The sequence below is a fragment of the Aquibacillus rhizosphaerae genome (assembly GCF_030282825.1).
Lineage (GTDB): Bacteria > Bacillota > Bacilli > Bacillales > Amphibacillaceae > Aquibacillus_C > Aquibacillus_C rhizosphaerae.
This window is the reverse complement of sequence record NZ_JASTZU010000034.1, coordinates 99,824-118,657: the sequence shown is the minus strand read 5'-3', so window position 1 is coordinate 118,657 and position 18,834 is coordinate 99,824. Positions and strand designations below refer to the sequence as shown.

The window sequence follows — 18,834 nt, the reverse complement described above, 5'->3', positions numbered from 1 at the left end:
TATTGTTAAATAAACAGAGGTGAAATGAAATGATGTTTGGTCTAAAAGTTAAAAATATTATTTTTATATTAATTGGTGCAGCAATTTTTTCATTTGGAATCGTCCATTTTAATATGCAAAATAATTTAGGTGAAGGTGGATTTACAGGGATTACACTATTGTTCTATTTTTTATGGGATTGGGATCCAGCTATTTTAAATATCGTTTTAAATATACCAACGTTTATTATTGGATGGCGGTTCTTAGGAAAAAGTACATTTATCTATACCGTGATTGGCACACTTGCTGTATCCGTATTTTTGTATATTTTTCAACTAAATCAATTCCAAATGCATATGCAATCGGACATGACACTCGTCGCTCTATTTGCAGGTGTATCAATTGGCATCGGCTTAGGTATCATCTTTAAGTTCGGTGGTACAACAGGCGGGGTAGATATTATTGCGAGAATAGTTCATAAATATGTTGGCTGGAGTATGGGGAAAACAATGTTTTTATTTGATGCAGTTGTTATTGTTGCATCGGTTGTTTTTTATTTAGAGTTGGTGGAAGGTATGTATACCCTTGTGGCTGTCTATATTGCAGCTCGAGTCATAGACTTCATCCAAGAAGGTTCCTATTCTGCTAGGGGGGCCACCATCATATCGTCTCAAAGCGATGATATTGCAAAAAAAATTATGAAAGAGATGGATCGTGGTGTAACTGTTCTTCAAGGAAAGGGAAGTTATACTGGCGAAAATAGAGATGTGCTATATTGTGTGGTGGCTAGAACAGAAATTGTACGCTTAAAGGGCATCATAAGTAGTATTGATCCACATGCCTTTGTTGCGGTAACTTCGGTGCATGATGTTTTAGGCGAAGGATTTACTTTGGATGAGAATAAAAAACCGTTATCTGATTAGTTACTCGCTCCTCAAGCGATATTGGCTCCCTTTCCGCAGGCACGGCTTTAACTAACTCAGGATAAAACCGATTCTGAGTGGATCTTCAGCTCCTGGGACTGCGATTACTCGTCCCAGCGAAAACATATGCTGTTCCTGCAGGAGTGCCTACAATTTAACTTGATCCAATGATAACAGCATCTATAAATAATCTTTCTTATGATAGTTAAGTTTTTTTAATACGTACTAGTACATGGAAAAAAACCAACTACCTCTCACTTGAAAAGAAAACTATACGAAGCGTAAGGAAAATGCGAGACTCCAGTGTGAAAGAAACAGTCTGAAGGTCCCGCAGTGAGCGTTCTTTACGAGCGAGGAGACTGAAGCGTTCCCCACGGAAATGAGAGTGTTTTTCCGCAGCGTCGTATTTCCATTCACCTTGTAAGAGATAAAAGAAAATGATAATTAAGTTAGTGCGGACTTTATATAAAGTGGTTATTAAGACTATTAATAGAAACCAAACTTAAACAGTCAACTCAGGTAGAAAGGTTGTCCTGTTTTGATGGAGTAAGACACTAAATAGCGGAGCAACTCATATGCAAAGTATCATTTGCTGGTTATTATAAAAGGAGAGGATGATCTATGGGAAAGAAGAGTAAAACCCCAGAAAACCCAACAGTGATTTTTATAATGAGTACAGCAGGGATACTATTGGGGTTTAGTGGTGTGAATTACTTATTGAATATACAAGGAATATATGACATTTTAATGGGTATAGCTCTTGTAATTTCAGGTTTTATAGGTGGAATTATGGGATTTATACAATATTGGTTAATCAAAAAAGAAACCAGTAACAAAAATCCAAATTAACAAACAGATTTTGGTAAAAAAAAAAAAACGCTCTGAGTGGGAAAACTTAGAGCGTTTCTGCTAATTATTTATTATGGTTCTAATCTTACTGCGATTAGAATAATCAGAACTAATTAAAAAGTGAGCTTAACTTTTATTTAATCCTCACTTCCAACAAACATAAGTACGAACCTGATAAGTTCGGCAACAGCAACCATAGCAGCTGCTACGTATGTTAATGCCGCAGCATTCAATACCTTTTTCGTTTGTCTCTCTTCATTATTTCGGATTACGCCACTAGAAACAAGTTGTCCCATTGCACGATTCGAAGCATCAAACTCGACTGGTAGAGTCACTAATTGGAAAAGTACAGCAAATGCCATAAAGATAACACCAATCAACACCAAGTTCATTAGGTCAAGTAATGCACCAGCGATAATTAAGATAAATGACATCTTATCCCCTAAACTCGCAATTGGAAATAAAGAGTGTCGGAAGCGAAGAAACGCATAAGCTTCTGCATCTTGTATTGCATGTCCAACTTCATGCGCAGCAATTGCTGCAGCAGCCATGGAATGCCCATGAAAATTATTAGTAGACAAGCGAACTACTTTTTTTCTTGGATCATAGTGGTCGGATAATGTTCCTCTTGTTTCTTCAATAGTAACATTATACAAGCCATTTTCGTCTAAAATTTTACGTGCTACTTGCGCACCCGTCATATAAGATGAAGTCGCAACTTTTGAATATTTTTTGTACGTACTTTTCACCTTTGATTGAGCCCAAAGCGGTATAATAAGTAATAACGCGATGTAAATTAAATAACCACCTAACCCACCAAACATGTCCATTCCTCCATTGATATATTTCTCAACTTACTAAGGTCAATTTTAGTCAAACTTGTGGTAATAGTCAACTAATTTATTGTCTGCTTTTCACTCTTCTTCTCACCTTTATACTTTTTCCAAGTAACGTAAGATAATGTAAGTGTGATAAATCCTCCTACGACAGACATCATCCAAATAAAGTTCCACTTTCCGGTTTGACTTCCACTATCAGTGGATATATCCAGGAGTTGCGTTTGACGGAAGACAGCCTTTAATTGAGCAGAATCTCCTGTTACGGTTTCACTTTCCCTTAATTGTTCGTATGAAGTAGCTAATTCATTATACTGTTCTTCATCTAACGCTACTCTTAAAGCTGGCTGAATAATTTGATATTCTGTCATAATCTTCTCAACCTGTTGTTCTGTAACTTGTTCTGAATCCAAGTAATTTGAAAGTGTACTTTCAAGATTTGATTTCCACTTTAACCAAATCGGATCATTTTGGTTTTGAATAGAATCAACAGCTAATAATAAGCTTTGAGCTTGATTACTTTTATATTGTTTCGGAAAAGACTCATCATTGATAATAGTGGTATTCAACTCTAATAGGGATACTAATTCTTCTTCAATATCAGCAGATTGGTTTGCAAATAATTGAGCAAGTTCTTGTTTATGTTGTGATAAAAAAATAGAAGCTGTTTCATACCTTTCTTCGGCAACATACCTATCGTATTGGTAGAGCGTATCCTCTATTTCTGTGTGGTGTGCGACAACTTTATTATGTATAAATGGAGACCCTGTGCTCCAAGTTATCCCAAGAAATAAAATACTTAATAAAATAATAGGTGTACGTTGTAACATAGAGATCCCCTCTTCTCATTCATTCTCTCTGAAAATGTATGATGAAAGAGACAAGTTTAGACCAAAAATTAAAAATTGTAATGAACTTGACTATTTTTTCTTACGGTTAAAAAATAGGCGATCGCTAATGAAGCAATACTTAGCCAAAAAGTAAAATAGCCTATCTGATTCATATACGTCGTTAAAGAAGAGTAAATGGGCATCATTTCAAATACATAATCAATGACATCATTGTGCAATGTCCAAATACCAGCTACAACAATATGTCTAAGTTTTATTTTGTAATAAGGAGCGTATAATAGCCCTTGAATAGCCATTGCGCCATGAGAAGCAATTAACATATAGCCAGCAGGTGAAAGGTAACCATTAACAGTTAATGTTAGTAAATTCATTACCACCGCCCATATACCGTATTTAAATAAAGTCACAATCGCTAATGCTTCAATGTACGGAACATTTTTTTTGAAAATAAAGAAAAGTAAAAATATCGTAAAAAACAGACTAGCTGTAGGACTGTCTGGTACAAAGATTAGATATTTTGCTGGGGTAATAGCTAATTGACCCTCATACCATATATAGCCATAAATAGTACCAAAAAGATTTACTATAAATAATAGAATTAAAAAACCTCGATCAATTAGTAATTGCTTTAACATAGTAACCATAACAGATTATTCCTTTCACTTTTTAAATCGATTCAACTACATTCCTTAACGGCAAGTATATAGAATTAAATAGAAATTGCCAAGATTCAACTTAGATTAAATGCTAATCATTTAGGAATAGAATATAATTATTTGAAATAGAAAATCCCTCGCACTAGAAAATGCGAGGGATTTATCTTTTACTCAGCAGCTTGTTCATTTGTCGAAACGATAAATTCGGCAAGCTGTTGTAATTCTTCATCTGTTCCTTGGAATTGTCCTGCAGGCATTGTGTCTATACCTTCGACAGCAATTGTTTTAATTTCTTCGACTGTATATTCAATTCCAATTAAGCTTGGTGCAGCTGCACCACCACCTAGGGAATCTCCATGACACTGTAGACAACTGTTTTCATAAACAGCATAACCTGGATCTTCTGTATCAACTTCAACAGCAGTTTCTGGGATTGGTTTGTTTTGTTCAGCTTTTGCTTCCCAATCAACGTGGTCAGCAGCTTCCCATGTTAACCAAATAACAGATACTACGCCAAGTAACATTAACGAAACTGTAATCGGCCGTTTGGTAGGTCTTCTATTTGCTCCTGTATCTAGGAATGGTGCCAACAAAAGACCACCAAAAGCTAGTCCTGGGATTACCATAGCGCCTAAGACAAAATAAGTTCCGCCTGCAAATTCATACTTTAATAATTGATATAAAAATAAGAAATACCAGTCTGGTAAAGGTAAATAAGCAGCATCAGTAGGATCTGCTGGTCCTTCTAGTGGTGCCGGATGTGCTACAGTCAAACATAAAAATCCGACTAAAAAGACCGCACCTACTAACCACTCTTTTAAAAGAAAGTTAGGCCAAAATGCTTCGGTTTTACCAGGGTATTCTGAGTAGTCTTTAGGTATAAACTTCTTTTTGTCAGCAGTTATACGCGAGTCACCGACAAACTGCATTCCCTTACCTTTTTTCACAGCTTTCCCTCCTTTGTAACAGTCAAATCTTAAAGCGGTCCAGAAATACCTTGTTTACGAATCATAATAAAGTGTGCTGCCATCAATCCAAATAAAGCCGCTGGCAAGAAAAACACGTGAATGGCAAAAAATCTTGTTAATGTTTGTGCACCAACAATTTCCGGATCCCCAGCGAGTAACGTTTTGGTAGCTTCTCCTATAAACGGCACACCTTCAGCTATTTCTAGTGTTACTTGTGTTGCAAAATACGCTTTATTATCCCATGGAAGTAAATAACCTGTTAAACCTAAACCTAGCATAACAAAGAAAATTAAAACTCCAACCATCCAGTTTAGTTCACGTGGTTTTTTGTATGCCCCTTGGAAGAATACTCGCAATGTATGTAGAAACAACATAACAATAACAACACTAGCACCCCAGTGGTGCATTCCTCTTACGATTTGTCCATGCGCTACTTCCGTTTGTAAGTAATACACAGACTTCCAAGCATTTTCAATATCAGGAACGTAATACATTGTAAGAAACATTCCAGATAGTACTTGAATAACTGTTACAAAAAATGTTAAACCACCGAAACAGTAAACAAATGCTGAAAAATGATGAGCAGGGTTTACGTGTTCAGGAACTTCGTGATCAGCAATATCTCGCCACAATGGCGTAATATCGACACGTTCATCAATCCAATCATATATCTTTTGTAGCATTGTCTACAACTCCTCTCTCGGTACTGCTTTTCCAAGGTACAATGTTCCATCTTCAACCTTATGTTGAAATACATCTAAAGCTGCTGCTGGAGGTGTATTTGGAACATTCACACCATCTTTGTAGTATCTTCCGTCATGACACGGACAAAAGAACTGATCCTGATATTCTTCGCTCCCTTGCCATGTTACAACACATCCAAGGTGCTTACATACCGGAGAAAGTGCTAATATATCTCCATCTTCTGTTTTATATACCCATGCACTTTTTGTTACTTCTGATTCATACCATGCGTCAACTTGATCAATTGTCCAATCAATACGTTGTGGTTCTGTTGTTATTTCATCGACTTGAGCTACAGCTTTAAAATCTCCTTGAGCAGATGTCTGTAGTGCAGGATCGATTGCAAACCGAACCATCGGAGCAAGCATAGCGGCACCCATAAATCCCCCTACACCCGTTAGCGTATAATTTAAAAATTGGCGACGGGATACTTGTTTTCTCTTTTCACTCATCCTTTACCCCCCTCTGTGCTTATTCACCTACATGGTAATTTTTTCTCACAGTTTACTAGGACAATACAATGATAGCGCAAACGAGAAGCCCGGTCAATAAAATATCTCTACTTAATAGACTATTTTGTCGGTTAAGGTCTCCAAAAAAGCACATGACGTAAGTAACACCGCTTTCTAGGTTCTATCAAAAAGAATACTTTAGACCATTTACTTGCACCATTAACTGATTATTATTGCTTTTCTAATTCAAAACAAAGTCTTATTTAAGAAATATAAAAAAGTATTGATACTTACCAATAGGAACGAATCAATTCCATAACTTGGGAGATTTGATCTTTTATCATAGATTTTGTAGCTTCTGAATTTAAGTCACCGCTCTGAACAGATGGAAACCATAAGAGGTTTCCATTCATTTTAGATTCAAATTTTTTCCACTGTGCGTCAAAGGTCAAAAAGAACACATGTTTAAATGGATTGTCCATCGCTTCTTCTACCCATTTATTTAACTGCTCAACACCGTTACCTTTATCACTCTCTGATAAGTATGTAAATGAAGGTGTTAAAAATATTCTACCTTTAAACCGTCTTTCTAATTCGCTTGAAAAAATCTTTATTAACTCGCCTTGAACAACTATTTTCTCTACTTGCTTGTCCATATTCATCGTAAATGGCATTAAAGGAATTAATAGCGTATCTACATATTCTGTTACTTCAATATATTGCTTGATGTCATCTTTATTCCATTGCATGAAATGAATCAGCCTCTCACTATTATTTGTCTATTTTTCTAAATTTATCATAATAAAAAACGAATTTCACGTAAATTGTGAAATCCGTTTCACTATTTTAAAAATTATTATTGTTTTAACTTCCCGTTTTCATGTTTTCTATCAAAATGTTTTTCTAAATTAGTCAGCTGTTCGGAGTATTTTTTAAATGCAACCTTGTCTCGATTATCTAACGCCACATCTATCTTAGATTGCAACCTATCCTTCTGATAATCAAACAGTGAAATCTCTAATACGTCTTTAGCTATCTCTTTTTCTTTATTTGTTATAAAAAAGTCTTCAGGTAAAAATGGATTATCTTCTAATACAGCAACGTAAGTAGCACATTGAATTGAATTTCTAAAACTCAGCTGTATATAAATAGGTTCATTTCGATTTAAGCGAATATCATGAAACGATTTTTCTGCATCGGTTGTTACAATATGATTTTTATAAAAACGAAATGGTACATCTTTAGAACAATGTGTTGAAATAACAATTCCCCGTGGACAATAGCGTGCTTCTCTTACAAAATGAACCTTTTTTAATAAAGAGTCGTGGTTAATTAAGTAATTTAAAATCCACACACTTTCTCTTTTTTTTAACTGATAATTACTTAAGAACCATCGTATAAATTCTTTTTTATCCTTGATAGAAACTGACGTGCTCAACTTCTGTCCCCTCCTAGTTAAAAGAGACCCTTTTATAAGCTGTCCTCATTTTGTTTTAATCGATCAAGATATTCTTCGATAACTGAATCAGTAGGCTCTACAGTGAGGTATCTTGTAAAAATATCAATACCTTCAGCTATCCTCCCTTCCTCAACAAGAAAGTATCCATATTCTGAAAGAAAATCTGAATCATCTTTAAAAGTATTATATGCATCTTTGTAGAGGTTTAATGCATTATCATATGATTCTATTTCATTGTATGCTCGTGCAAGTTCCCATTTATAATAATCATCTGTTTCTCCAAGTTCTATCACATGGGTTAATAATTCAATTATCGCTTCTTCATCACTTGCTTGTTTGTAGTTTTCAACTAAAAATAGAATGGCCTCTTTAAATCCTGGATCTATAGCAACAGCTTCTTTAATATAGTGAAAGCTAGCTTCTTTGTCTCCTAAGCGGTGGGCTAATAATCCCGCTAAATGAAATAGTTCTTTATTAAATTCATCAACTTTTAACCCTTTTTGTGCCGTTTCATATGCTTCATCAATTCTTCCTTCTGTCTCATAAGCTTGAGCAAGGTACAAATATACAGATTGGAAGTTAGGGTCTAGATTTAGTAACTGTTCCCAAATATTTACCGCTATATCTAAACGGTCTGCTCGAAATGCAATAAATCCATAACGGAATAAATGCTCTGGATCTTCACTCGCTGTAGATTGATAGTACTCCATCGATTTTTCAAATTCTCCAGTAGCGGCATATGCTTCCGCTAATCGAACACCTACTTCAACATCTGCTACTACTTTATGAGCTTCAAAAGCCTTTTCAAAATATGGAATTGACTTTTGATATTCACCATTTGAAAAAGATAATTCTCCAAGTGCGAAATCAACAAGCGGTTCCATAGGATCAATATTCTTAGCTTCTAACAATTTTTGCTCAGCAACTTCAAATAAGCCTTGGGCTTGATATAAATCAGCTAATTGAACTAAAGCACCCATATACTCTTCATCTTCAGGTCCAAACTGATTAAGAATATCGATAGCCTCATCATCTTCTTCTAAATCAATATAAATCTCAGCTAACATTAGCTTTAATTCGGATTCATTTGGATAAGATTGTGATAATTGAATAAGTATAGATTTTGCTTCTTCCAACATGCCCCATTGCATATATAATTCAGCTATTGTGAATTTTTCATCCTCACCAGCAGTAGGTATAAAGGTTTCAAGCGCCTTAATAGCTTCTTCCGCTTTATCTTGTTCCATTAATTGTATTGCTTCATGTATTTCTTCCATTTAAACTCATCCTTTCCAATCACAAAAAATGTCTGGGTATCGACACTTTTGTGTAAACTCCTTTTGCTACATCAGAGTGAACAATATTATTTGATTTAATAACGTTTCCGTTTGAAATTGCAATTACAGGAATAGCTTTATGATATCTGAATTTTGATTGTTCTTCAATTGATGGCTTACTTGGAAGGTTAAATAAATTATAATCCGCACACCCTTGGTGTAAAAATTCGCCTTTATGTGGGGATATTCCTGTTATTCTTAAAATTTCTTTTGAAAGTGGTTCTTTCGTCACTTCTTCGTAAAAGGTATCGATCTTATATTTTTCGCAAATTTTATTCCAAACCTTAAAATTCGGCTTTAGGTTATCAGACGTATATTTAATTGGTGTCTTAGAAAAACTTTGTGTTTGTTGGATCCAACCCCATTTAACTTTCTTTATTTTTTTCTCATTTGGTTCATCAATTAATATAAAGGGTACTTTTTCTCTACCAAAAAATTTAACTTGTTCAATCGTTAGTTTTGAGGCTGGAATGCGCGGAGCAATCATAAAATCAATCGGTGAAAGAGAGGTAAGTTTTTCTTTAAATTCAATAAACATTTCTCTGAATTTAAAGTTACTTTTTATTGGTAACTGACAAATCAATAACGAGCAACCACGGTATATATATTTCGTTATCGCGCTTTCATAACTTTCTTGGTCGATTATTGGCTCTTCGAGGTCTACATATATTTTTCCAGGGCCTATCCAAAGTTGTTCTACATTCATTTCTTTTGCTCTTTCCAAATTACTTAGTGTAGTTGTAAATTTATCATCATTAATAAATATGTTTCGCGATTCCCATTTTCCGTGCTCGTAAATATGGTCACTAGAAAAATAATAAACCCCCATACCGAATCCTCTCCTTTTGGATTTGTACAAGGTATGAAGGTTTTTTTAAAACTATGATTATTTATCTAAAATTTTATCAAGATCGTTAAAGAAACTTGGATAAGATACAGCAATACAGTCTGGATTTTTTAATGTAATAGAATTTTTTGTTATAAGTGAAGCAATTGCAATCATCATACCAATACGATGATCTCCATATGAATCAACTTCTGCTCCAGTTAGTGTATCATTCCCATATATGACCATACCATCATTGGTTGCTTCTATATTAGCACCAAGCGCTTGTAATGTCTGAACGACAGAAGCGATACGATCTGTTTCTTTATAACGTAGCTCCTCAGCATCGCGGATAATTGTCTTTCCATTTGCTTGTGTAGCTAATAATGCAATAATTGGTATTTCATCGATAATTCTCGGTATGATTTCCCCATCTATTACAATTGGTTTCGGTGTCGATGCGTTTACAGTTATCGACCCAACAGGTTCGCCTCCTATTGTTCGTTCCTCAACAACGGTAATGTCTATATTCATTTGTTTTAACACATCGATAATTCCGGTTCGAGTCGGATTTAAGCCCACATCCTCTACCGTTACAGAACTGCCCTCTGTAATAGCAGCTGCAACCAAAAAGAACGCTGCAGAAGAAATATCACCAGGCACATGAATAGATGTTCCTTGTAATTCTTGCTCACCTTGAATGGAAATAGTTCCTGTATCACTAGTAATGTGACCACCAAAAGCTTTCAGCATATTTTCTGTATGATCTCGTGTAGTTGTTTTTTCTACCACCTCAGTTGTACCTTTTGCTAATAAGCCTGCCAAAAGCACCCCTGATTTTACTTGTGCACTTTTCACTGGAGTTTCAAAAGTAATACTAGTTAACTTCGCACCTCTAACAGCTAAAGGTAGATAGGTCCCATTGTCACGACCATCAATCGTAGCACCCATTTGTCTTAATGGAATAGCTACTCGGTCCATCGGTCGTTTACTTAGTGATTCATCACCATATAATGTAAAGTGATGTGGTAATCCTGCTAAAATCCCTAATAATAGTCGAGCTGTAGTTCCTGAATTACCTAAGTTAATCGGAACAACAGGCTCTTTCAAAGCATTAATTCCGTTTCCATAAATCTCAACCGTCTGCCCATTCTTATTTATTTCTACTCCCATTGCTTGAAAAGCAGCAATCGTCCGCATGCAATCTTCCCCATCTAAAAAATGGGTTACCGTCGTTTTACCTTTAGCAATGGAGCCAAAAATAATAGCTCGATGCGAAATAGATTTATCTCCTGGCACTTGTAGATTACCCCGAAGCCCATTATCTATAGGATGTAAGACTTTTTCACTCATTCGTTAAGCCCCCTTAATCTTCTATCATTGTTTCATAACCATGTTGCTTTAAAACTTGATTACTTCGCGATTGATCGTTTTTATTTTGAAAGCTCAACCGCAACACGCCTGTTATTCCTTCTCGTATTTCTAATATTTCAATATTATTAATACTAATTTCTTCTTTAGCCAGTATTTCGACTACTTTAAGCAATGCACCAGGTTGATCAAAAATATCTACATACATATCGTAAAAGGAAGGAATAGCTCCTTTCTTTTGACCATCTAAGCCATCCCGATACTCTTTTGCTTGTTCGAGGTAATGATACATAGATACTTTGTCACCTGTTTCAAGCAAACTTTTTAACGCACTCATTTCTTTAATCCAATCTTCTAGTAAACTACCCATACCTTCCCGGTTGTGAAAAAATATATCTTGCCACATTGCTGGATTACTTGAAGCTATTCTAGTAATATCTCGAAATCCTCCAGCCGCAAGCTTAGGAATATAAGCGTGCGTATTTTGCCAATTTTTAGCTTGATGAACAAGCGACGAGGCAATTAAATGCGGAAAATGGGAAATCACACTTGTCATTTCATCATGTTCTTTAGGTTCTAATTGCAAAAACTTACATTTGGTTCCTTTTAATAAATCTTTTAAAGCTTCGACTTTAGCATCGGAACATGCATCGACGGGCGTTAATATGTATATAGCATTTTCAAACAAATGTCCTTTTGCAGCCTGAATTCCTTTTTTATGGGAACCGGCCATTGGGTGACCGCCAATGAAGGTCACATGTTCTGAATTAACAACACTTGCTGCATCCATAATTGCAGATTTAACGGAAGATACATCGGATACAATAATTGGTTTATGAAAATCAATCGTTGATAATTTCTCGATTAGTTCCACAGTTTTAGAAACAGGTGCAGCTAAAATACAAAAATCCGCTTTTTGTATAGCTGAATCAAAATCAGTCGTTGCTTCATCTATAATCCCATTCATTATACTGTAGTCGAGTGTGTTTTTGCTTACATCAAACCCTATTATATGATGTTGGGTATTCTGTTTGATATTAATGGCAAGCGAGCCTCCAATTAAACCTAGGCCCGCTACTAGCACAGTTTGTTTCACTTTTTATTCTCCTCTTTCAATGGAGCTAAATAAGAACTTAACAATTGTTGTAATACCGTCATATCAGATTGAGCGCCAATAGTAATACGTACCCCATTAGGATGACCTAAAGCTTCTCCTGAACGAACAATATATCCTTTGCTTAATAAAAATTCAAACACTTCATCGCCACTAACATTACTAGGTAGTTTAACGAAAACAAAATTAGTTTGTGAATCATAGGTTGTTAAGCCAAGTTCATTACAGAAGTCTATAAATTCTTTTTTATTTTTTGTATTTCTGCTAATCGAATCTTGTAAAAACTGCTCATCTTTTAGTGCGATAAGTGCTGAGCCCTGTGCAATTGTCGTTGTATTAAAAGGACCTCTAGTAATGTTAAGTAACGTAGATATCTCTTTACTAGATACGCCATAACCTATCCGTAAACCTGCTAGGCCGTATGCCTTTGAAAACGTTCGAAGTATAACTAAGTTCGGGTATTTATCTAGTGCTTTTATCGAATCAGGTGCATCTTTTGTTGTAATATATTCGTAATATGCCTCATCTACAACAACAAGTACATGGCTTGGGCATTCGTTCATTATTTTTTCAAAGCCTTGCTCATCAACCAAACAACCTGTAGGATTGTTTGGCGAACATAGCCACAACACACGTGTATCCTTATCCACTTCTTTTAGCATTCCTTCTAAATTGTGGTAACCGTCAACTAAAGGCACTTCTCTTGTTTCTGCACCTTGAATGAGTGCATTATGTTTATATTGAGGGAACGTTGGCGTTGCCATTACTGTGTTTGTTCCTGACTCCAAATAAGTTCGGCAAATGATATCAACAACTTCATCCGATCCACACCCAAAAACTAGTTGCTCTCCAGTAACTCCTAATTTATGCGCAAGTGTGTTTCTGAGTTCTGTATTATAACCATCTGGATATACCTCTAGGTGATCAATTAGATTAGGAATCGACTCTTTGACCTTTTCAGAATAGCCAAATGGATTCTCATTCGATGCTAGTTTTACGATTTTTTCAAGACCAAATTCTTTTTTTACTTCCTCAATTTGTTTTCCCGGTTTATATGGGGACATGTGTTTAAATATCTCTTTTCCATTCATATATCCTTCACTCCAATCTAAAAATTCATTATAGATTAATCAATTTCATAATACCAATTTTGTAGTCACCTACAACAATATGTAGTTGGATAAAACTATTTCCAAACTATATATTGTCGCAGATGACTGAATAAGGCAATTATGAAATTGACTCAGATATTAATCCTTTTTTTTAGTTAAATCTGGACGTAGTTTCTTAGCTTCATGGTGATAAACATGGATTATCTCTTTTTGACCAATTTTCGTATTTGCTGTCATCATTACTCGAATACACTTTTCGAGACTACCTGGCACTTCTATTTCTTTCGTACACATGACAGGAACATACATCCAACCATCTATTAAACGCAATGCGCTTGCAGGAAATGTAGCATCTATATCAGAAGTAACGGAAATAAGAACAGAAGCAATATCTTCAGCCACTATATGATTAGCTTTAGCCATTTCCTGAATTAATATTTTTGTATTATCGATAATACTATCTTTTTCATTTTCCAAAACTGTAGTTGCCCCACGTATGCCTCTTATCATCTCTACACCAACTCTCTTAAAAATTCTTTTAATTCTTCCACTAAGAATCTATCTTCTAATTCTTCTACTTTTGGTTGACCTACTGCTTTAAGTAATACCATTTGAACGGTTAAGTCTCTTGATTTCTTATCTTTTTTCATTCGATTTATTAAAGCGTCAATGGACAAATTTGGAAGTTGGAGAGGATAGTTGTTATTTTGTAACCAGGTATAAAGCTCATTATAGGGAAGGGAAACTCGATACACCTTTTCACTTACTTTTAAAGCAAAAAGCATCCCAATTGCCACCGCTTCTCCATGAGTAATTTTCCCATAACCAATTTCTGATTCTAGTGCATGCCCTAATGTGTGTCCTAAATTTAAAAACATTCTAATATTACTCTCTCTCTCATCACGTTCAACAATGTTTGCTTTAACAGCAATACCCTTTAATAAATGCTCAATTAAAACTTCGTCATTTATCTTTTCAGCAATATTAGTAGTTTTGATTTGATCAAAAAATTGTTGTTCACTAATCAATCCATGTTTGATTACTTCGGCATAGCCAGATCGTATCTCTTCATCTGATAATGAATGAAGTGTTTCTACATCATAAATGACAGCTTGTGGTGGATAGAAATTACCAATCAAATTTTTTCCTTCTGGATGGTTTATGGCAACCTTACCACCAACACTACTATCATGTGCCAATATTGTTGTCGGAATTTGAATGAAATCAATACCTCGCATATATGTAGCCGCAACAAAACCTGCTAAGTCACCGACCATACCGCCACCAAGTGCAATAATTAACGAATGACGATCTAAACCATGTTCAATGGCTTTGGAAATTAAATCAAAATAATTAGATGCATTTTTTGATGATTCACCAGCTGGTACTACAGCAGAAGACACATTTGTTTCCGGAGTGAAAGAAGATATAATATCATCTAAATACAAAGCTTCTACAGAGGTATCCGTAATAATTAAAACATTCTTATAATTCCGATTTAAAAAAGAGGGTGTTTTAAAACGTAGTTTAGTACCAACAAATACATTGTATTTGTTGGTACTAGTCTGAATAGTTAATGTGTCCATTAGAAACACCTAATTTCCTCTCGGTACTGATCCATCGCTTCTTTTAACTTAGGAAACTGATCATGTGGAAATTGTTCTAATACAGCTTTAGCAACTTCAAATGCTACAACATGCTCCATTACTACAGCAGCTGCTGGAACTGCACAAGAATCAGACCGTTCGATACTAGCATTAAAAGGTTCTTTTGTTTCAATATCAACACTTTGTAATGGCTTGTATAAAGTCGGAATAGGTTTCATTACGCCTTTAACTACGATTGGCATACCTGTGGTCATACCACCTTCAAATCCACCTAAACGATTTGTTTTCCTGTAATAACCTGTTTCTTTATCCCACGCAATTTCATCATGAACTAAGCTTCCATTTTTGCGAGCAGCTTCAAAACCTATACCAAATTCAACACCTTTAAATGCGTTTATACTTGCTACAGCTCCCGCGATTCTAGAATCTAGTTTGCGGTCATAATGGACATATGAGCCTACTCCTGCTGGCATGCCTTCAATATATACTTCACATACGCCACCGATAGAATCACCATCTTTTTTAGCCTTATCAATAGCATCCATCATTTGTTGTCCTGCTTTCTCGTCCAAACAACGAACTGGAGATTCTTCAGAAATCCTAACTCTGTCTTCCATACCCATTTCTGGATACTCTTCAGCAACGATTCCAGCTATTTCTCTTACAAAACCTACTACCTTAATATCCAAATGAGCTAAAAGTGTTTTTGCAACCGCTCCTGCTGCTACACGAGCCGCAGTTTCACGAGCAGACGATCGCTCAAGGATATTACGGATATCTCTATGTCCATATTTAATTGCCCCGTTTAAATCAGCATGACCTGGACGTGGTCTTGTTACTATTCGACGTATATCTTGATCATCTGGAATTGGATCCTCTCCCATTATATCTTCCCAATGTTTAAAGTCATCGTTATGTACAACCATTGCAATTGGAGATCCTAACGTGTAACCATGTCTCACTCCACCAACTATATCAACTAAATCCTTTTCAATTTGCATTCTTTTTCCACGACCATGCCCTTTTTGCCTTCTTAATAACGATTCATTTATATTTTCTTTCGTTAGAGGCATTAAAGAAGGCATACCTTCTACAATCGTAGTTAATTGTTTACCATGTGATTCTCCTGCAGTTAAATAGCGCATATATTTACCCCCGTATATTTATAATTTTGTACTACTATATCATACCTTTTTTATCTTGTGTTGTTCTATTATAATAAAAAAGCTGATAAAGTTAGATTTTTTAGAAAAATATAAAAATAAAAAAAAGAAAGAACCCTTTATATAATAGATTCTTCCAGAATAATTAGCAAAACCTAAGTCCTAGCCTTTTTGGTAGAAAAATGTATCCAATACACTAAATTCATATTTATCTGGGTTAAAGATTTGTTCTGTACTTCCAACAAAAAATACACCTTTTGAAACCAATGAGTTACTGAAATTACGGTAAATCTCTTGTTTTGCTTCTTCAGTAAAGTATATTAATACGTTCCTACAAACAATTAAATCTAAATTACTAGGATAAGAATCTGATAACAAATTATGCTTTTTAAAAGTAATACATTTTTTAATTTTTTCATCAATTTTAAATAACGAGCCTTCTTGAGTGAAATACTTTTTCTTTATAGCTGCGGGTACCTCTTGTAATGAACGTTCCCCATACACACCTTTTTTGGCACGTTCAATAACATTTTCGTCAATATCTGTAGCAATTATTTCTATATCCGAAAAATTGACATGTTGGTTTAAAACCATCGCAATAGTATATGGCTCTTCTCCTGTAGAACAAGCCGCACTCCATATTTTCAATTTCTTCTTTTTCTTTAGTAATTGAGGTAACACTTTTTCATCAAGGACAGCCCAGCGACTAGCATTTCTGTAAAATTCAGAAACATTTATTGTAACTTTATCTAGGAATTCATCCATTAGTTCTTTATCCGTAGCAATCTTTTTAAAATAACTAGTAAAATCGTTAAATCCTCTTTTTTCTCTTAAAGAGGTTAACCTTCTCTTCATTTGAACCTCTTTGTATAAGGATAAATCAATACCTGTTTTTTTCTTAATAGAATTTGTGAAATCTTGATAGTCGCTCATATTCTGTTCTCCTTCAAATGTGATTACCTATATCGTAATCAAATTCTGTTGTTATGTAAACAAGAAATTAAAGAACCCCGTCAATTATGACGAGGTGTTTGCTACTTAATATATCCATGAATCGCTATCTTTTTTATACACTTGCAACTCATCTTCATTAAAAAACAAAGAAATTTCACGTTCTGCACTTGTGATAGAATCGGATCCGTGAATAACATTTTTACTTACAATTAGTCCAAAGTCACCACGAATTGTCCCCTGCAGTGCTTCTTGAGGATTTGTTTTACCCATCATTTGTCTTGATGTAGTAATTACACCTTCCCCTTCCCAGACCATTGCAAATACTGGACCAGAAGTAATAAATTCTACCAACTTAGGAAAGAACGGTTTTCCTTTATGTTCCGCATAATGACTTGACGCTAATTCATCGGTTATTGTCATTAATTTAGCCGCTACCAATTTAAATCCTTTTTTCTCAAAGCGAGACACCACTTCACCAATCAAACCTCGTTGAACCCCATCAGGCTTTACCATTAAAAATGTTTTCTCCACTCGTTTCACCTCTTAAATATGTATTATTACTATTTAAATACTATTATTTAGTTAAATCCAATTGATTAGCACTTCATGTTCTCTGCTTAAATAATAGTATTTTTCCAAGATGGTTTTAAGCTTTCCTCCTACCAATATAGGTTGCTATATCCTCAAGCGTTTGTTTCGCTTTGATATTAGGCAGACCTTCTAACGATTCATATGCTTTAGCAAGATAAGATTCACTTAATTCATATGATTTTTCAATTGCATCAGAGGATTTAATTTTATCAATCAATGGTTGTATATCGGTAGGTGTTAAAGTATCTAAGTCCCTGTCATTAAACAACTGGGATAGTTGATTAAAAAAAGACTCATCTTGCATCGCAATTAATACAGGGAGTGTTAAGTTACCTTGTAATAAGTCACTACCAGCGGGCTTACCTAACTGCGCTTCAGTTGAAGTAAAGTCTAAAATATCATCAATAATCTGGTAAGACATACCAATGTAATAACCATATTTATACAACCGCTTTTCATATTCAGCAGATGTGTCAGAAACAATCGCTCCTAAGCTACAACTTGATGATATTAATAGCGCTGTTTTTCTTTTTATTCTCCTCAAATACGTTCGTAAGTTTTGATCTAAATTAAATTTATCTTTAATTTGTTCCATCTCACCAATGGTTAATTCTACCATTGCATTAGACAAGATTTTATGGGCTTTTGGGTTCTCTAATGTAGATAAATATTCTAACGATCTCGCAAAAATGTAATCCCCAGTGTACATAGCCACCCTATTATCCCATTTTGCTTTCACGGTGGGCTTACCTCTTCGAAGTTCAGATTCATCGATAACATCGTCATGAACTAATGAAGCCATATGGATTAATTCTAATGAAACAGCAACCGTTTTTATTTTATCTATATTAAAATCACCAAACATTCCAGCAAGTAAAACAAACACAGGACGCAATCTCTTACCACCAGCTTGTAATAATTGAGTTGATGCTTCACGCAAAACAGGATGCTTTGCCTGGATTGTTTGCTCCAATGCCTTTTCAATTTTATTAAGGTCTTGCTTTAAATACGAATAGGTCATTGCTAATTTCATGTAGTTCAC

General features: G+C 35.0%; 21 protein-coding genes. 2 read left to right on the top strand and 19 right to left on the bottom strand.

Annotated elements, in window-relative coordinates; all coding sequences use genetic code 11:
* Window positions 1–29 precede the first annotated feature (29 nt).
* Both QQS35_RS10190 and QQS35_RS10185 read left to right on the top strand, forming a co-directional pair.
* Window positions 30–902, top strand: coding sequence for a YitT family protein (locus QQS35_RS10190; protein ID WP_285931962.1), 873 nt, complete (start codon window positions 30–32; stop codon window positions 900–902).
* A 621-nt stretch (window positions 903–1,523) separates the two neighbouring features.
* The gene (locus tag QQS35_RS10185; protein ID WP_285931961.1) at window positions 1,524–1,751 is read left to right on the top strand and encodes a hypothetical protein; all 228 of its coding nucleotides are present in this window, start codon (window positions 1,524–1,526) and stop codon (window positions 1,749–1,751) included.
* 137 nt (window positions 1,752–1,888) lie between these two features.
* Here the strand turns inward: QQS35_RS10185 and QQS35_RS10180 are convergent, their stop codons facing one another.
* From QQS35_RS10180 to hepT, 19 genes are all read right to left on the bottom strand, one after another.
* Entirely contained in the window at window positions 1,889–2,575 is a 687-nt protein-coding gene (locus QQS35_RS10180) for a zinc metallopeptidase (RefSeq protein WP_285931959.1), read from the bottom strand.
* A gap of 71 nt (window positions 2,576–2,646) precedes the next feature.
* Entirely contained in the window at window positions 2,647–3,417 is a 771-nt protein-coding gene (locus QQS35_RS10175; RefSeq protein WP_285931958.1) for a sporulation protein YpjB, read from the bottom strand.
* 68 nt (window positions 3,418–3,485) lie between these two features.
* Window positions 3,486–4,073, bottom strand: coding sequence for a lipoprotein heptaprenylglyceryl N-acetyltransferase LhaT (gene lhaT / locus QQS35_RS10170; protein WP_285932053.1), 588 nt, complete (start codon window positions 4,071–4,073; stop codon window positions 3,486–3,488).
* 188 nt (window positions 4,074–4,261) lie between these two features.
* On the bottom strand, window positions 4,262–5,041 hold the full coding sequence (locus QQS35_RS10165; protein WP_285931957.1) for a menaquinol-cytochrome c reductase cytochrome b/c subunit: 780 nt from the start codon (window positions 5,039–5,041) through the stop codon (window positions 4,262–4,264).
* 29 nt (window positions 5,042–5,070) lie between these two features.
* A complete protein-coding gene (gene qcrB / locus QQS35_RS10160) occupies window positions 5,071–5,745 on the bottom strand; it encodes a menaquinol-cytochrome c reductase cytochrome b subunit (RefSeq protein ID WP_285931956.1) in 675 nt (224 codons plus the stop codon).
* A 3-nt stretch (window positions 5,746–5,748) separates the two neighbouring features.
* Entirely contained in the window at window positions 5,749–6,258 is a 510-nt protein-coding gene (locus tag QQS35_RS10155; RefSeq protein WP_285931955.1) for a ubiquinol-cytochrome c reductase iron-sulfur subunit, read from the bottom strand.
* 290 nt (window positions 6,259–6,548) lie between these two features.
* The gene (locus QQS35_RS10150; protein ID WP_285931954.1) at window positions 6,549–7,007 is read right to left on the bottom strand and encodes a YpiF family protein; all 459 of its coding nucleotides are present in this window, start codon (window positions 7,005–7,007) and stop codon (window positions 6,549–6,551) included.
* A 107-nt stretch (window positions 7,008–7,114) separates the two neighbouring features.
* Window positions 7,115–7,696 (bottom strand): ReoY family proteolytic degradation factor, encoded by a 582-nt coding sequence (locus tag QQS35_RS10145; RefSeq protein WP_285931953.1) that lies wholly within the window; start codon window positions 7,694–7,696, stop codon window positions 7,115–7,117.
* Window positions 7,697–7,728: 32 nt separating this feature from the next.
* Complete coding sequence (locus QQS35_RS10140) at window positions 7,729–8,994, bottom strand: tetratricopeptide repeat protein (RefSeq protein WP_285931951.1); 1,266 nt, start codon at window positions 8,992–8,994, stop codon at window positions 7,729–7,731.
* 19 nt (window positions 8,995–9,013) lie between these two features.
* On the bottom strand, window positions 9,014–9,883 hold the full coding sequence (locus tag QQS35_RS10135) for a hypothetical protein (RefSeq protein WP_285931950.1): 870 nt from the start codon (window positions 9,881–9,883) through the stop codon (window positions 9,014–9,016).
* 57 nt (window positions 9,884–9,940) lie between these two features.
* Entirely contained in the window at window positions 9,941–11,233 is a 1,293-nt protein-coding gene (aroA, locus tag QQS35_RS10130) for a 3-phosphoshikimate 1-carboxyvinyltransferase (protein WP_285931949.1), read from the bottom strand.
* Window positions 11,234–11,246: 13 nt separating this feature from the next.
* Window positions 11,247–12,347 (bottom strand): prephenate dehydrogenase, encoded by a 1,101-nt coding sequence (locus QQS35_RS10125; protein WP_285931948.1) that lies wholly within the window; start codon window positions 12,345–12,347, stop codon window positions 11,247–11,249.
* On the bottom strand, window positions 12,344–13,456 hold the full coding sequence (gene hisC / locus QQS35_RS10120) for a histidinol-phosphate transaminase (protein WP_285931947.1): 1,113 nt from the start codon (window positions 13,454–13,456) through the stop codon (window positions 12,344–12,346). The genes QQS35_RS10125 and hisC overlap by 4 nt, the downstream gene beginning before the upstream one ends.
* Window positions 13,457–13,615: 159 nt before the next feature.
* Complete coding sequence (aroH, locus tag QQS35_RS10115) at window positions 13,616–13,987, bottom strand: chorismate mutase (RefSeq protein WP_285931946.1); 372 nt, start codon at window positions 13,985–13,987, stop codon at window positions 13,616–13,618.
* A 2-nt stretch (window positions 13,988–13,989) separates the two neighbouring features.
* Window positions 13,990–15,063, bottom strand: coding sequence for a 3-dehydroquinate synthase (aroB, locus tag QQS35_RS10110; RefSeq protein WP_285931945.1), 1,074 nt, complete (start codon window positions 15,061–15,063; stop codon window positions 13,990–13,992).
* Window positions 15,063–16,229, bottom strand: a complete 1,167-nt coding sequence (gene aroC / locus QQS35_RS10105) for a chorismate synthase (protein WP_285931944.1) — start codon at window positions 16,227–16,229, stop codon at window positions 15,063–15,065. The genes aroB and aroC overlap by 1 nt, the downstream gene beginning before the upstream one ends.
* A gap of 180 nt (window positions 16,230–16,409) precedes the next feature.
* On the bottom strand, window positions 16,410–17,180 hold the full coding sequence (locus tag QQS35_RS10100; RefSeq protein ID WP_285931943.1) for a CheR family methyltransferase: 771 nt from the start codon (window positions 17,178–17,180) through the stop codon (window positions 16,410–16,412).
* Between the two features lie 105 nt (window positions 17,181–17,285).
* Window positions 17,286–17,732 (bottom strand): nucleoside-diphosphate kinase, encoded by a 447-nt coding sequence (gene ndk, locus QQS35_RS10095; protein WP_285931942.1) that lies wholly within the window; start codon window positions 17,730–17,732, stop codon window positions 17,286–17,288.
* A gap of 115 nt (window positions 17,733–17,847) precedes the next feature.
* A complete protein-coding gene (hepT, locus tag QQS35_RS10090) occupies window positions 17,848–18,825 on the bottom strand; it encodes a heptaprenyl diphosphate synthase component II (RefSeq protein ID WP_285931941.1) in 978 nt (325 codons plus the stop codon).
* Window positions 18,826–18,834 lie beyond the last annotated feature (9 nt).

Excerpts from the sequence above, each read along its gene's own strand:
- QQS35_RS10155 (WP_285931955.1), bottom strand. The coding sequence starts at position 6,258 with ATGAGTGAAAAGAGAAAACAAGTATCCCGTCGCCAATTTTTAAATTAT.
- QQS35_RS10180 (WP_285931959.1), bottom strand. The coding sequence starts at position 2,575 with ATGTTTGGTGGGTTAGGTGGTTATTTAATTTACATCGCGTTATTACTT.
- QQS35_RS10150 (WP_285931954.1), bottom strand. The coding sequence starts at position 7,007 with ATGCAATGGAATAAAGATGACATCAAGCAATATATTGAAGTAACAGAA.
- aroA (WP_285931949.1), bottom strand. The coding sequence starts at position 11,233 with ATGAGTGAAAAAGTCTTACATCCTATAGATAATGGGCTTCGGGGTAAT.
- QQS35_RS10135 (WP_285931950.1), bottom strand. The coding sequence starts at position 9,883 with ATGGGGGTTTATTATTTTTCTAGTGACCATATTTACGAGCACGGAAAA.
- QQS35_RS10140 (WP_285931951.1), bottom strand. The coding sequence starts at position 8,994 with ATGGAAGAAATACATGAAGCAATACAATTAATGGAACAAGATAAAGCG.
- hisC (WP_285931947.1), bottom strand. The coding sequence starts at position 13,456 with ATGAATGGAAAAGAGATATTTAAACACATGTCCCCATATAAACCGGGA.
- aroB (WP_285931945.1), bottom strand. The coding sequence starts at position 15,063 with ATGGACACATTAACTATTCAGACTAGTACCAACAAATACAATGTATTT.
- QQS35_RS10190 (WP_285931962.1), top strand. The coding sequence starts at position 30 with ATGATGTTTGGTCTAAAAGTTAAAAATATTATTTTTATATTAATTGGT.
- QQS35_RS10100 (WP_285931943.1), bottom strand. The coding sequence starts at position 17,180 with ATGAGCGACTATCAAGATTTCACAAATTCTATTAAGAAAAAAACAGGT.
- QQS35_RS10185 (WP_285931961.1), top strand. The coding sequence starts at position 1,524 with ATGGGAAAGAAGAGTAAAACCCCAGAAAACCCAACAGTGATTTTTATA.
- qcrB (WP_285931956.1), bottom strand. The coding sequence starts at position 5,745 with ATGCTACAAAAGATATATGATTGGATTGATGAACGTGTCGATATTACG.
- aroH (WP_285931946.1), bottom strand. The coding sequence starts at position 13,987 with ATGATAAGAGGCATACGTGGGGCAACTACAGTTTTGGAAAATGAAAAA.
- hepT (WP_285931941.1), bottom strand. The coding sequence starts at position 18,825 with ATGAAATTAGCAATGACCTATTCGTATTTAAAGCAAGACCTTAATAAA.
- lhaT (WP_285932053.1), bottom strand. The coding sequence starts at position 4,073 with ATGTTAAAGCAATTACTAATTGATCGAGGTTTTTTAATTCTATTATTT.
- QQS35_RS10175 (WP_285931958.1), bottom strand. The coding sequence starts at position 3,417 with ATGTTACAACGTACACCTATTATTTTATTAAGTATTTTATTTCTTGGG.
- aroC (WP_285931944.1), bottom strand. The coding sequence starts at position 16,229 with ATGCGCTATTTAACTGCAGGAGAATCACATGGTAAACAATTAACTACG.